Origin of the sequence: Paenibacillus sp. FJAT-26967, from assembly GCF_001541095.1 — a bacterium.
Classification (GTDB): Bacteria; Bacillota; Bacilli; order Paenibacillales; family NBRC-103111; genus Paenibacillus_F.
In genome coordinates this window covers 746,170-760,437 of record NZ_LMXH01000002.1, presented here as the reverse complement: position 1 = coordinate 760,437, position 14,268 = coordinate 746,170, and the positions used below count along the sequence as shown (strand labels likewise).

Here is a 14,268-nt window from a genome sequence, read left to right as displayed (position 1 = left end):
TCATTCTCCCATCGTTCATCGGCTTTTCCATTGAGTGCTGTCAGGATGCAGAGATGGTACGGTCTTTGGGAATCGGCTCCACCCGATTATCGTTGGTTTGATTCCGCTCTGCCGTATAACGATTCTCCGGTTTGCTCAGCCCGAGATTACCCCGGAGCGTATCGTCTTCATATTCTTGGCGGAAAATGCCGCGTTCCTGAAGAACCGGAACCACCAGATCTACAAAATCCCGCAGGCTGTTCGGAACACTGGAGGCAATGATGAAACCATCCGCCGCCTCACCTTCGAACCACTCTTCAATACGGTCCGCTACCTGCTCCGGAGTACCGATAAAACCCGTTCGCGGCGTAGCTGTCTGAAGCGCAACCTGACGCAGCGTCAGATCCTGCTCGCGAGCTCTCTGCTTGATCTTATCCGTCGTGCTTCGGAAACTGTTGCTGCCGGTCTCTCCAATGTCAGGAAAAGGCTCATCCAGCGGAAATACCGAGAAATCGAAGTGATCGAAGAAACGCCCCAGATACAGCAGCGCATCCTCGATTCTGACAAGATCCGCGATCTCCTGATACTTCCGTTCAGCCTCCTCCGCGGTTATACCCACGACCGGGCTTATTCCTGGAAAAATCAGAATATCCTCCGGTTTACGACCATAACTCACGGCCCGGCTTTTCAAATCCCGGTAAAAACGCTGCGCTTCCTCAATAGATTCGGAATTGGTGAAGACCGCATCCGCCGTTTTGGCTGCCAGCGTCCGTCCGCTTTCGGATGATCCCGCCTGGAAAATAACCGGGTGCCCCTGCTTGGAGCGCGAAATATTGAGCGGACCCTGGACGGAAAAGTGCTCTCCCTCATGATTTAGCTGGTGCATTTTGGTCAGATCAAAGAAAACTCCCGTTTCTTTGTTGCGTACAAATGCATCGTCTTCCCAGGAATCCCACAACCCTTTGACAACGTCCAGATACTCTTCCGCAATTTCATACCGGACACTGTGAGCCGGATGCTCCTTGCGGCTGTAGTTCAGCGCAGAACCTTCAAGCGGAGAAGTGACTACATTCCATCCGGCACGTCCGCCGGTAATATGGTCGATAGACGCAAACTGTCTTGCCACCGTATAAGGCTCACTGTATGAAGTAGACAGCGTCCCGACGACTCCGATATTCGAAGTTCCGATACCAAGGGCCGAAAGAATCGTAACCGGCTCAAATCGGTTAAGGAAATGTGGAATTGATTTCTCATTGATAAACAGCCCGTCAGCAATGAATAGCAAATCGAATTTGCCTTCCTCCGCCTTCTTAGCCTGTTCTCTATAAAAACGGATTGATATGCTTGCGTCCGAAGGAATTTCGGGATGTCTCCAGGCCGACATGCTGCTGCCTACTCCGTGAATCATGGCTCCAAGTTTCAATTTTCTAGTGGTTGTCATCGTTATCCGCCTTTCACGTATTTAAGTTTGATTAACACGACCGACACATATTCATTAAATATACATAGGTTTACTCGGATTTATGACAGTGCAGGACCTATCTATTTATGTAAACAAGAAACAACGTAATCCGTCTACTCTCATACTGCTCTCATAAGAAGCGGAAGATCTTTTTAAGATGAAAAAAGTTTTAAATCAACCCCTTTACTAATCTCCAGGAATAATTGCCCGATTTCCGTTACTTGTCCTTTTAATGAAATGAGATGGCTGCGCAAGGACAATCCCGTAAGCTGCGGAATACCTACAGGACAGAGCAGACCTTCCCTCACTTCCTTCCTGACGCACAAATCCGGCAAAAAAGAAATGCCAAGCGCTTTTAAAACAAGCTTCTTAGCGGTCTCCAAATTATCAATCTCCATATCTATGAGCGGAGGCTCATCGAGTATTTGGAACAACCGGTGAATCCGGGTCCAATCCAGAGAACCGCATTCGAAGAATATAACCGGTTCCTTGCTCACCTCCTGTATGGATAGGCTGGACCTGTTAGCAAATGGATGATTGCGGTTCACATATAGACGGATAGGGTCCTCATACACCTCCAGGGAATCAATTTCCGGATGTGTCATTGTCCGCACAAGTCCCAGATCCAGCTCTTTGGTCAGCACTTTTTCCAGAATCGTTTCGCTCGGAGCCGTGAGCAGCTTAACCCGCACCCCTGCAAACTTTCTTTTGAAAACAGCCAGCATCTCCGGCAATAAATAATTCGCGCCCGATACGGTACAACCGATTCTAAGTTCATTCCCTCTGCTGTGGTTGACCTGCAATTCCTGACGTCCGGCTTTGTATGTTCTCAGAATTTGATGCGCAAAGGGCAGGAATTGCTTGCCTTTCTCCGTTAAAGCAAAATGACGGCCCTCTCTGTCGAATAACTTCACATCCAGTTCCCTCTCTAGTGATTGAATACGTGCGGATATTGAAGGTTGTGATACATACATCGCATCTGCCGCTTTATTGAAACTGTTGAAATGGACAATGGTTGCAAAAGCTTCGATATTCTCTATATTCATTTCAGTTGGTCCCCCCTGCTTAAACAAAAAGGAGACACAGCATTCCTTTACAGGAAAGGCCGTATCTCCAGTTGACTGGCGGATAACTTATTATTCCGATGAATTTAGTATGTTAGGATTATAGCTTTGGTTTAAGGAGGCTGTCAATCCCTCAATTTGTAAATTTTATTAGTTAGTGCCCTATATATTTAATGTAATTAAATATATGAATTTCCTTGTACGATAACTTGATACTAAAGACATCTCCGATTATTCTATGAAGATTAGTACGTAAAAGAGCTAACGAACCTTACCAATGATCAACTATACGAATGCTAATGAATTCTCATAAACACGGGAGGTAAATTTATGAAGTCCAAAAAAATTTTATTGGCAGCAGCTATATGCGGTGTATTGGCATTTACTATCGGTTTTTCTCTGAACAATAACACCCTTGCGTTAGATACCGATAAAAAAGAAAAGCTTGAAAAACTTAAAAAGGAATCTTTATCTGAACAAGAAAAATGGGAGCGCCTGCCAAAAGCAAAAACCGCAGAAGAACAACTAAAAATTGATGAGCAAGGAAAAAAAGTCAAGGAAATCGGAATTGCCGTAGGGGAATTAGAAAAGGAACTTGCCCCAGTTGACTTAAAAGCAAAGCTCGAAGATGATATTCTTTCTTTAAGGCGCGTAATGGAAACCAAAGGGTATTATAAAACGATGACAGACGACCCCAAGTATGGAGCTGCATATGCGAAAGCAGCAGAAATTCTCGAAAAGAAGAAAGAAACTCTTGCCCAAATCGAGAAAGATCTAAGAGAAAATAAAAAATCTATTGAACAGCTGGCAAAAGAATACGCGGAATTAGAAAAAATACAAGAATTTATCCTTCCATAGAATTTCGCTTCCAAAATGTCCTAATTGCGATAAGCGATTAAGGGCATTTTTGGCCTTTGTTCAACTTGTCCCGACAGATGAGTGATAAACAATAACTCGAATTTTGGCAGAAGGTGATTAAAAAAATCTTACAGGATTTTGGAAAATAAGGATTGTGAAATGAAAAAAACTCCTGTATCTTTAGATTACAGATCACCCTGTATTTACTATATATTCATATATTTACATTGGATTCATTCGTTTTCCGCCCCCAAATGGAAGCGCTTTATATACAAGCCTTCTACTCCTCTAGTACTTCATGTGAACACTCCGGTACTTATAGAATACTAGACAAATTTCGTGTATAAGCTCTTTTAGAGTTTATATAAATACTTGATTCGACAAAAGGAGGAATGCCTGCATCTCATTAGTTTGGCCCATTTATCAGCAGTCTAGGAAACTACAGAAAGGAGCTGGTAAAGGTTTACTGCCTGCTAAGAGCAACAAATGATTCTATTACCCATTTACCCATTAAAAGGAGGCCAATTGTATGACGACAAATTTACGTTTACCGCAACACATGATGATCAGGTGGGTGGCTGCAGCAGCCGTACTGGTTGCAATGATCGCCGGGATGTTCTTGATCTCCGGTAAAGCTTCTGCCCACGGTTATGTAGAAGGACCGGCCAGCCGCGCGTACCTGTGTAAAACCGGCCAGAATACCGATTGTGGTGCCGTAGTATATGAGCCGCAAAGCCTTGAGTTTCCAAAAGGTTTCCCGGCAGCTGGACCGGCTGACGGCAAAATCGGAAGCGGCGGCGGAACTTTCCCTAAGCTTGACGAGCAATCTTCCAATCGTTGGACGAAAGTAAACATTAACTCCGGTACGAACACTTTTACTTGGAAATTGACAGCTGCACATGCAACAACTAGCTGGAAATACTACATCACGAAGCCAGGCTGGAACCCTAATGCTCCACTGACTCGTGATTCCTTTGATCTGAATCCATTCTGCTCCGTGGATTACAAGGGCAAACAGCCTCCTTTCTCTTATTCCGATACTTGTAACGTTCCAGCTAGATCCGGATACCAAGTTATCTTGGCTGTTTGGGAAATCGCTGATACTGCAAACGCATTCTACAACGTAATTGATGTTAACTTCGGCGGCGGCAGCGGCGGCCCTACGGATACACAAGCTCCGACTGCACCTGCAGGCGCAGCAGCATCCAATGTTGCAGCTAACAGCGCTACTGTATCCTGGTCCGCTTCTTCCGACAATGTCGGTGTAACAGGCTACCGTGTATTCAACGGTTCGACTCAAATCGGTTCCACTACAGGTGCTACAAGCCTGAATCTGACGGGTCTGGCACCTAATACCGCTTATACGATTACTGTAAAAGCAGTTGACGCAGCAGGCAACGTCTCGGGAGCAAGCAATGCGGTATCGTTCACAACTCTGAACGGTTCCTCTCCTGGCGGCAATTATCCGGCTTGGAGCTCCACTGCAGTCTATGTAGGCGGCAACAAAGTTACGCATAACGGCGTAAACTATGAAGCTAGATGGTGGACACAAGGTCAAACGCCAAGTGCCACTTCCGATGTCTGGAAAGTAATTTCTTAATCCCCAGCGGATTATAAGGCCTAAGATGACTTCTGATTCTGTCAGAAGTCATCTTTTTATGTATAAGGATTCCCGCTCATCCCTTGCTCCCACAAGGGGATAAGCCGTGCACCCCACCCTTTCGAAACAAACTGGATATACAGCTTGTTTTGCAGACGGTCAGTCATTGGGCTTAAGCCATTATGTTCAGAGAAAAATAAATAGGGCCCCCGGTTATCTGTGATAATCGGCAGGACCCTATGTTTTCAATGACTTATTCAATTTTTAAAACGCACTCCATTCTATTAATAAATACGTGGGTTCCCACATGTCCCGGAATTCGATTTCATACGATGGACATGTTTCGCTAACTCTGCTCCAACGGATTCAACTCCCTTCCTGAGATCTATGCTTATTTACAGTTCAATTCGAAGCTGCCACTAACCCGGCAAACTCAAATTGAAAACTTCTATCGATTTTTATGGCCCCATCGCTGTCACCTCTGATTACTAGGATCACTTGTAAGCGTAACCATGATTTTTATGATGTACAACCTCCTTGACTAAATAATACTCTAATTATTTATCTTTTGTAAATATTCTGAATCTTTTGAATTTGTTCATTTATCCTGTATTATCCTTTATTTTCTCCCTTATTCGAGTATTTTCTTAAGATTATAGCAGATATCTAGTAAGGACCCCTGCGCAAAAAGGTGCCGCCTCTTAGGGTCGATCATTTTTCAATTTGTAGTACACGCTTACTCCCGCAAGGACACTTCCTATCAAACCCGCTGCAGCAGCAGGCAACCACTTGTGAGCGGGATCAGCCACACTTGCCATCAATGATGCTGCTGAAGGATTTTCAAGGTTCTCTAGCTTCGGCATTGACTGAACGACTCCGTCAGAAACCTCTCTGCTTGAATGAAGGAGTTGGATAGGTAATTCTTTGCCCGCAAGAAATGCTGATTCTTCTTGGGTCATTTCTTCTTTCTTTTTAGTGGCGGAACATACCGGATGCTCCCATCCCGTCCCTGTATTGCTGAGGAAGAAAAGATAGTCTTGGCCACTCTCCACCCGATTCCAAATTTCATCTTCATCTACTTGCAAAGATTCCTGCTGAACGCCTTTATAGCTGTGATTTATTTTTAAATGAACTTCTTTGCTGCCTTTTTTTCTTACGATATTTTCAACCGTCGCCATAAGAACACCATCATAGTTTTTATAGGACTCCGCTATATTCAACTGCTTCTGGCAGGATAGCGCTTGCGAGGTACTTGTAGGATAGAGAAGAGCGATCAGTAACAAAGATGCTGCCATTTTTCGAATCAATGCCTTTCACACACCTTCCTTATCATCTAGAAAATCGTTAACACGAATAATTGGAGTTTATTGGATATCGCTAATCCACAAAGCAGAGCGCTTTTCTTGATCCGTATAAATCTGGATCTTGGTGCGCTCTGTCTGCTTGATAGACTTATCATTATTATGCGGAAATACCCGCCGAATCCTGCTTTTGTTTGGGCAGACGGCCTGACAGAGCCACCAGCAGGCAGCACACAAAACATAATCCAAACAGCACCCGGAGAAGCACCCCTACGGACTCCATTTCTGCGCCCGGCTGACCCATAGAGCCGACAAGCAGCGTCGCCAGCCCAATGCCTGCGATTTGGCCCAGGTAGCGGACCAAAGCGAGCAGGCTACCCGCAAGGCTGCTTTTGGAAGCCGGTGCTGCGCTCATGATCTCCGCGTTGTTCGTCGCATGGAACAGTCCGATACCGATTCCGAACACGGACAGCTGCAGCCCGATACTGACCGGTGTCACCCCCGGGGCGAGAACGACGAACAACATGGACGCAGCGCAGAGCAGTGCTCCGGCTGCGATCGGGAAAGTTCCGCCGTATTTATCGCGGAACCAGCCCGCAAACGGAGCCACAATGCCCATCAGCAGCGGCTGCAGCATGAGCAGAGCTCCGGTAGACCACGCAGAATAGCCGAGCTGACTCTGGAGGTAGAATGTCACCGGAATGAGCGTGGCGGTCTGTGCCAGGTTAATCATGAACGATCCGGCATTGCCCACCCACACCTTGCGGCGGCTGAACAGCTCACGGTCTATAATGCCGTAATCAATGCGGCGGCCTTGCAGCCACAGTGCGACTAGAAGGCCGATCCCGATCAAGCCTTCTATCCAGGCCGCCGCGGAGAAAGCGCCTTCCTCCTTGATCGACTCCGCAGCGATCATCAGGAAGCAGGCTCCAGCCCCGAGCAGAACCGTGCCGATGAAGTCAAACGGCGTCCTGACTGATTCGCCGGTTCCGCGCGGAAACCAGCGGAAACCGAGGACGCAGGCTGCAAGCGCAATAGGCACGTTGATCCAGAACAGCCACGGCCAATCGGCTATTTCGAGCAGCAGCCCGCCAAGTGCAGGGCCCGAGAGCGTGCCCACCGAGATCACGACCGCATTGATGCCAAGGGCGCGGCCCCGTTCTTGATCGGGAAAGACCTGGCGGACTATAGCCTGGCTGTTCGCCATAATCATCGTCGCGCCAATACCCTGTAGACAGCGTGACAGCAGTAAAGCGGCGAAGCCGTGTGATATCGCGATGCACAGCGATCCGATGCCGAAGATGAGGAAACCGTAGCTGTAAATCGTGCGCCGCTCCATCCGGTCGGACAGCTTGCCCATAAAGGGCAGCAGAACGACCATCGTCAGTAAATAAATAGTCGCTACCCACTGGATCTGGGCCAGGGACACCGAGAACTGCTTCGCCATAATCGGGAGCGAGACATTGACGATTCCTACATCCAGGGTCGAGATAAGGGTCCCCATGTTAACAACCTGAAGAATTCCCCACTTATTCCTTTGTGCTTCAGTCATAGTGTGATTCCTTTCCATAGGCGAATTCCATTTGTTTCTAATTAATCCAGTCAACCTACCTACTCTTCGACACCGCCGCTCATTTCCCTTCCTGTCTTCGTATGTATTTACATACCGATCCGGGCCTTACTTGTAAATTTACATATTTTGTTGTCCCCTGAAAACTGGAGCTGTTTTTCTTTTCCCCCTCCCTATCTGGTATCATGAGTATATACTTCCTATCGGAAACTCAAGAAAGGATCCAAGTCCATGAGTGCTGTATTAACCCCGCGAATTATTAAATTGTTATGCGGACGGATCGCTTTTGAGATCGGAGAATCTTATTACAAAGCGAGAAAAGTAGAGCTAACCCTCTACGATCCCGAAGCTTGCGTCTATAATGGAACGGTCAAAGGAAAAGAAAGCTACCAGGTTACGGTCCGGATCGATTCCCATTCTGATGTAACCGCGACGTGTACTTGCCCTGCTTTTTATTCCTATGACCATTACTGTGAACATATCGCCGCCGTGCTCCTAAATATAGGGACGATCCAGCATGCAGGCAAACCGCCTGTCCGTGCAGGTGTGTCCCTGTTACAATCTCGTGCCGCAGCACCTGACCTTTCAGCGGCAAGCGCGACAAGCCGTTTCACATCTGCCGCACTTGAATCCGGTACTGCATCGGATTCTGACCGCCAGCTCACGGATCATATGCTCGGCCTTTTCGGAGAGAAGCCACTTCGTTCAGGCAGTATCCGTGCTCTTTTTGAAACAAGAGAAGCTCTGGAGGTGGAGTTTACTCTCAAGACGTTCTCCTACGGTTTCCGGAAGGCTATGTTCGGATTAGAGCTCAAACTCGGCACCAGGCGGCTGTATATCGTACAAAGAATCAAAGAATTCCTGGAAAGCTGCGAAAGAAAAAAACCATTTATTTTTTCCAAGAATTTCACTTACGATCCGAAGCTCCACAGCTTTAGAAAAGAAGACGATGCCGTTATTCAGCAGCTCCTGCAAATATACCGCAATGAACAGATCTACCGGGAAACTTCCAGTCTCTATACGGGACATGCGAAAAGCGCCATTCCGGACCGTCTTCTTCTTATTCCGCCTTATGCCTGGGAACCTCTTCTTCCCCTGCTCATGGAAGCTCCTTCCGTAAAGCTGGAGCAGGAGGATAAGAAATACGAGGAAATCCAGTTAACCCAGGAACCGGTTCCACTCCAATTCCAATTTGATGAATCCCAGGCGGCAGGCTACGAAATGGAAATCCAAGGACTGGATACCATTCTGGTGCTGGAATCATACGGCATCGCAGTTTCAGACGGCATGCTGCACCAGATGCAGACGGAAGCTTGCAGCAGGCTGGGGGAATTGAAGAAAATGCTGGATCATTCCGGCAAGAATATCATCCGCATAGAGCCGCAGCAGATGGAACCTTTCATGGAGAAAGTTATCCCCGGTCTCATGAAGCTTGGAAGTGTCCGCATCGCGCCTGCGGTGTCCAACCGTATTCTGCACACTCAGCTCACAGCGAAACTGTATCTGGACCGGGTCAGGGACAGACTGCTGGCGTCACTCGAATTTCAATATGGAGATATCGTAATTAACCCGCTTGAGAGCCCGGGACAAAGGCGCGGCGAAGGACGCATTCTAATGCGCGACGGAGATCAGGAAGCACATATTCTGGAGCTGATGGAAAAAGCCTCGTTTGCCAAAACGGAAGCCGGGTATTTCTTAAATGGCGAAGAGGAGGAATATGATTTCCTCTATCACATCGTCCCCCAACTGGAGAAGCTCGTCCGGATTTACGCGACCTCGGCCGTCAAATCCCGGATCTATAACAGTCCTGCTCCTCCTAAAGTACGGGTCAATGTGGATGAGCGGACAGATTGGCTGGATTTCCGGTTTGAGATTGCCGGCATTCCGGAGAATGAGATCCGCAGCTTAATGAAATCCGTCCAGGAAAAACGCCGGTACTACCGGATGCCGGATGGAGCTTTACTGCCGCTTGAAAGCGCAGAATTTCAAGAAATCGTCCGCCTGCTGAACGAAGTAGGCATACGGCCGGATGATCTGCAGGGAGCAGGGCTTCGTCTGCCTGTATGGCGCGGACTCCACTTGACCGATGCGCCCGAGAGGCGCAATGTCGTTAAGCTGGGCCATTCATTCCGGCAGCTCCTGGAAAATATGCGAAATCCGGACAATCTTGAATTTCCGGTGCCCGCACATCTCTCATCTGTACTTCGCGACTACCAGACTTTCGGATACCAATGGATGAAGACACTTGCGCATTATCGCTTCGGCGGTATCCTGGCGGATGACATGGGACTCGGTAAAACCCTGCAGAGTATTGCCTTCCTGGTGTCTGTGCTGCCAGAGATCCGGGAGCGGCAGCAGCCGGCGATCATTGTCTCGCCGGCCTCTCTCCTATATAACTGGCGCAATGAATTAACGAAATTCGCGCCGGAAGTTCGAGCGGTTATTGCGGACGGAAGCAAGACGGAAAGAAGCAGAATTTTGAGGAATGCTTCTCAAGCGGATGTTGTGATTACGTCATACCCTCTCCTGCGCCGCGATGTAGAATGGTATGCCAAGCATTCTTTTCATACGCTCATTCTGGATGAGGCTCAGGCTTTCAAAAATCACTACACGCAGACGGCTCAAGTCGTCAAAGAGATTCAGGCTGTTCACCGTTTCGCGCTGACCGGAACCCCTGTGGAGAACTCGCTTGAGGAACTGTGGTCTATTTTTGACATTGTCTTCCCTGAGCTGTTCCCTGAACGAAGATTATTTACCGAACTGTCCAGAGAATCCGTTGCTCAGCGCATTCGTCCCTTCCTGCTGCGCCGGTTGAAGTCGGATGTACTCAAAGAATTGCCTGAGAAAATCGAATCTCTGCAGGCTTCCCAGCTGCTGCCCGAGCAGAAGAAGCTCTATGTAAGCTATCTGGCTAAACTGCAGCAGGAAACTTTGAAGCATTTGCACGAGAAAGGTTTCCAGAGAAACCGGATCCGAATCCTGGCCGGTCTAACCCGCCTGCGCCAGCTGTGCTGTCATCCGGCCCTATTCGTACACAATTATGAAGGCAGCTCCTCCAAATTCGAACAGCTGCTTGAAATTGTCGAAGAATGCCGAAGCGCCGGCAAACGTGTGCTGGTTTTCTCCCAATTCACCGACATGCTAGGACTCATCGGACGGGAACTCGGTTTGCGCGGCATTCCGTTCTTCTACTTGGACGGTCAGACACCGGCTCCGCAAAGAGTTGAACTGTGCAGCCGTTTTAATGACGGCGAGCGGGACCTGTTCCTTATTTCCTTGAAAGCAGGCGGCACAGGACTGAATCTTACCGGGGCGGATACAGTTATCCTATACGATCTGTGGTGGAACCCTGCCGTCGAACAGCAGGCCGCAGACCGGGCCCATCGTATGGGTCAGCAAAAAGTGGTTCAGGTGATCCGTCTTGTAGCGGAAGGAACCGTAGAAGACAAAATGTACGAGCTGCAGCAGAGGAAGAAGAATTTGATAGACGAAGTCATCCAGCCCGGCCATGAAGCCTTGTCTTCCTTATCCGAGCAAGATATACGCGAGATTCTTATGCTGCAATAAGCGGGCCGATTCTTCCAGCATACTTTTCGCCATAACCAAGCGATTTAGTGTACAATGAGGTATGAATGTTTTACAGAAATTCAAATCGTGAATTAGGAGCTGCCTGAATGTCTAACGATGAACTGGTTTTAACCCGCGAGGGAATGAATAAATTAGAGGAAGAACTGGAATTTCTGAAGACCGTCAAACGCAGAGAAATGGCGGAACGGATTAAGCTGGCGATCAGCTACGGCGACTTGAAGGAAAATAGCGAGTACCATTCGGCCAAGGATGATCAAGCTTTTATGGAAACAAGAATCCTTACCTTGACCAATATGCTCAAAAAGGCCCGTGTCGCGGACGTCGACAGTTTGGATACCTCCAGTGTCAAAGTTGGTTCCACTGTGGTCTTAAACGATATTGAATTTGCCGAGAAACTCCAATATAAAATCGTCGGGCCTGCTGAAGCAGATGTGCCCAACAACAAAATTTCTTACGAAAGCCCGCTGGGCAAATCCCTCATGGGCAAATCGGTAGGGACAATTGTCAAAGTTGATGCCCCAGTGGGTATTATTCAATATGAATTGCTTGAGATTAAAGCTCAATAAGACGGCAGCGCCAATTTAGTCCGTGCCATGTCTCAGCACTTGCTTTCATAAATCCGTTACATCCTGATAAACAAGGATGTAACGGATTTTTTCTTTTGCTCTATCTCCACATGTATGCAAGCGATAACGAAGCACTTCCGTCGGCTAGATGCTATACTAATAAATATCATTTATTCGCTCTCAGGAGGCTGTCATGTTACAGAAGTTCGGCTTTTCTCAATATGAAAGTCAAGTGTATGAATCTCTTATTGGACATGCTTCGCTGGATGCTACGTCCATTGTCAATTACTCCAGTGTGCCGAAGGCCAAAATTTATGAAGTTCTGAACCGTTTGGCGGATAAAGGTCTTGTTCTCAATACGATGTCCGGCAAAAAAAAGCTCTACTCCGCGGTCCCTCTGGAGACGGTCATTAAAAAACTAACCGCTGAGTTTGAACGGGATATTGCGTTGTTAAAAACTCATGAGACCAAGACTCCCCCGACTAATGATTATGTCTGGAACTTAAAAGACGACATATCTATTCTTGCGAATATCGCGCAGCTGATCGAAGGGGCAGCCGTATCCGTACGCATCTCTGCCTGGAACAATCAGATGGAGCAATATCTTCCTCTATTAGAAAAGAAAGAGCAAGAGGGCGTCGAAGTCGAAGCATTATCCATTGGAAGCTTGTCCACTACGCTCCGCAATGTTCATATCCTGCAGCCGTCGGAGGATCACGATCAACTCGAACCCTCTCAGCTCGTTGTCGTTGATCAAGCCTGTCTGATTTTTGCACAGATGGATGCAACCGCATGGAAAGCTATTAAGACGATGTCTCCGCAGCTTGTGAATGTCTTCACAGATTATTTCTTCCATGACGTGGCTCTGGCTTACATCACCAAACAATTTCATGAGGAGCTTATTCACCACGACTATTTGAATCGATTGCTCAAACGCCTCCGTTACTAATCAGCCGCTCAAGACCATAAAAGGATATCCTCGTTTAAGAACTGATTCCGTCCAGGAAATCAGTCTTTTTATTTTCCTCTTGAAATGAATACGGAATAAGGTTACTATCATAGTTGTAACTTTCATAGAGGAGAACTTTCACCATGAATAAAAAAGTGTATTTGTTTGCTATTGCTTCATTTGTTGTCGGCGCCGCTGAGCTCATTCTGGGAGGCATTCTGGATCTAATTGCCGATGCCCTGAAAGTGCCTCTATCCAAAGCCGGTTTGCTTATCTCTATATTTTCTTTAGTCTATGCGGTGTCAGCCCCCGTTGTACTTACGGCCACTGCCAAAGTGGAGCGTAAGAAGGTGTACATGTGGTCCCTGGTTGTGTTCCTGCTCAGCAATATCCTGGCGGCTGCAAGCATGAATTACACCATGCTGTTCCTGTCACGAATCCTGGCGGCTGCAAGCGGCTCGGCGATCATTATTTTATCGACTACGCTGGCTGCCCGAATCGTCAAGCCGGAATACCAGGGACGCGCTATCGGGGTTGTGTTTATGGGGATATCCGCTTCGCTTGTACTGGGAATTCCGCTTGGCATTTACATCGGCAACAGCTTTGGCTGGCGAGAAGTTTTCGCAGTCATTGCCATTCTGACCGGCATTATTATCGCGGCCATGTGGTTCACGATGGACCGGATGCAGCCTTCCCCGCCTCTGCCGCTCAAACAGCAGTTGAAAGCTATCAGAGGCTCCAAAATGGTCGCCATTCATCTGGCCACTTTGTTTGTTCTGGCAGGTCATTTGACTTTGTACGCCTACTTCACCCCGTTTCTTCAAGAAACGTTCGGTCTCAGCTCTAATATGGTGATGCTCGTTTACGGCATCTTCGGAATCGCAGCAGTTGCAGGAGGAGGCCTCGGTGGGGTTATTTCCGACAAATGGAACCCTGCCGGCGCAGTCATTGCGGTCATTTCCCTGTTCCTGATCTCGATGTTGGTTCTGCCGCTTGCGGTTAACCTTCCGTTTGCCGCCTTCCTCGTGTTGATGATTATGTGGAGTGCCCTCAGTTGGGCGTTGTCTCCTGTACAGAACAACCTGATTATTCACAGTTCCCCGGAAAACTCCGAGATTCTGATCAGTACCAATTCTGCGGTTACCCATCTGGGCATCAGCATCGGTTCCTACGTCGGCGGCTTAATCATTCAAGGCTCCTCGGTGCTCTATAACGGTTGGGCCGGGTCTATCTTTGTTCTGCTTGGGCTGATCTGCTCCTTGTTCGCTGTCACACGTCAGACCTCCATCACCAGCCAAGCCGAGCCTTCCTTGAAAGCTTAAATGCAGAGC

10 protein-coding genes are annotated in these 14,268 nt (G+C 47.8%); 6 read left to right on the top strand and 4 right to left on the bottom strand.

Going from position 1 to position 14,268, the window contains the following annotated elements; genetic code table 11:
* Positions 1-40: 40 nt before the first annotated feature.
* Both AR333_RS13440 and AR333_RS13435 read right to left on the bottom strand, forming a co-directional pair.
* A complete protein-coding gene (locus AR333_RS13440) occupies positions 41-1,420 on the bottom strand; it encodes an LLM class flavin-dependent oxidoreductase (RefSeq protein WP_068775851.1) in 1,380 nt (459 codons plus the stop codon).
* Between the two features lie 173 nt (positions 1,421-1,593).
* A complete protein-coding gene (locus AR333_RS13435) occupies positions 1,594-2,487 on the bottom strand; it encodes a LysR family transcriptional regulator (protein WP_068775850.1) in 894 nt (297 codons plus the stop codon).
* Between the two features lie 348 nt (positions 2,488-2,835).
* On the opposite strand from AR333_RS13435, the gene AR333_RS13430 reads away from it, so the two are divergent.
* Positions 2,836-3,363: a hypothetical protein gene (locus AR333_RS13430; RefSeq protein ID WP_068775849.1), complete on the top strand. Its 528-nt coding sequence runs from the start codon at positions 2,836-2,838 to the stop codon at positions 3,361-3,363.
* A 529-nt stretch (positions 3,364-3,892) separates the two neighbouring features.
* Entirely contained in the window at positions 3,893-4,963 is a 1,071-nt protein-coding gene (locus AR333_RS13425; RefSeq protein WP_068775848.1) for a lytic polysaccharide monooxygenase, read from the top strand.
* 701 nt (positions 4,964-5,664) lie between these two features.
* Here AR333_RS13425 and AR333_RS13420 read toward each other — a convergent pair.
* Complete coding sequence (locus tag AR333_RS13420; RefSeq protein WP_172798853.1) at positions 5,665-6,270, bottom strand: hypothetical protein; 606 nt, start codon at positions 6,268-6,270, stop codon at positions 5,665-5,667.
* 154 nt (positions 6,271-6,424) lie between these two features.
* Positions 6,425-7,816, bottom strand: coding sequence for an MFS transporter (locus tag AR333_RS13415; protein WP_068775846.1), 1,392 nt, complete (start codon positions 7,814-7,816; stop codon positions 6,425-6,427).
* Between the two features lie 249 nt (positions 7,817-8,065).
* Between AR333_RS13415 and AR333_RS13410 the strand changes: the two genes are divergently transcribed.
* The 4 genes from AR333_RS13410 (at position 8,066) to AR333_RS13395 (ending at position 14,259) form a co-directional block, all read left to right on the top strand.
* Positions 8,066-11,401 (top strand): DEAD/DEAH box helicase, encoded by a 3,336-nt coding sequence (locus AR333_RS13410; RefSeq protein WP_068775845.1) that lies wholly within the window; start codon positions 8,066-8,068, stop codon positions 11,399-11,401.
* A 107-nt stretch (positions 11,402-11,508) separates the two neighbouring features.
* Positions 11,509-11,988 (top strand): transcription elongation factor GreA, encoded by a 480-nt coding sequence (greA, locus tag AR333_RS13405; protein WP_068775844.1) that lies wholly within the window; start codon positions 11,509-11,511, stop codon positions 11,986-11,988.
* A 193-nt stretch (positions 11,989-12,181) separates the two neighbouring features.
* Positions 12,182-12,937, top strand: coding sequence for a TrmB family transcriptional regulator (locus tag AR333_RS13400; protein WP_068775843.1), 756 nt, complete (start codon positions 12,182-12,184; stop codon positions 12,935-12,937).
* A 143-nt stretch (positions 12,938-13,080) separates the two neighbouring features.
* Positions 13,081-14,259: an MFS transporter gene (locus AR333_RS13395; protein ID WP_068775842.1), complete on the top strand. Its 1,179-nt coding sequence runs from the start codon at positions 13,081-13,083 to the stop codon at positions 14,257-14,259.
* The last annotated feature ends 9 nt before the right edge of the window (positions 14,260-14,268 follow it).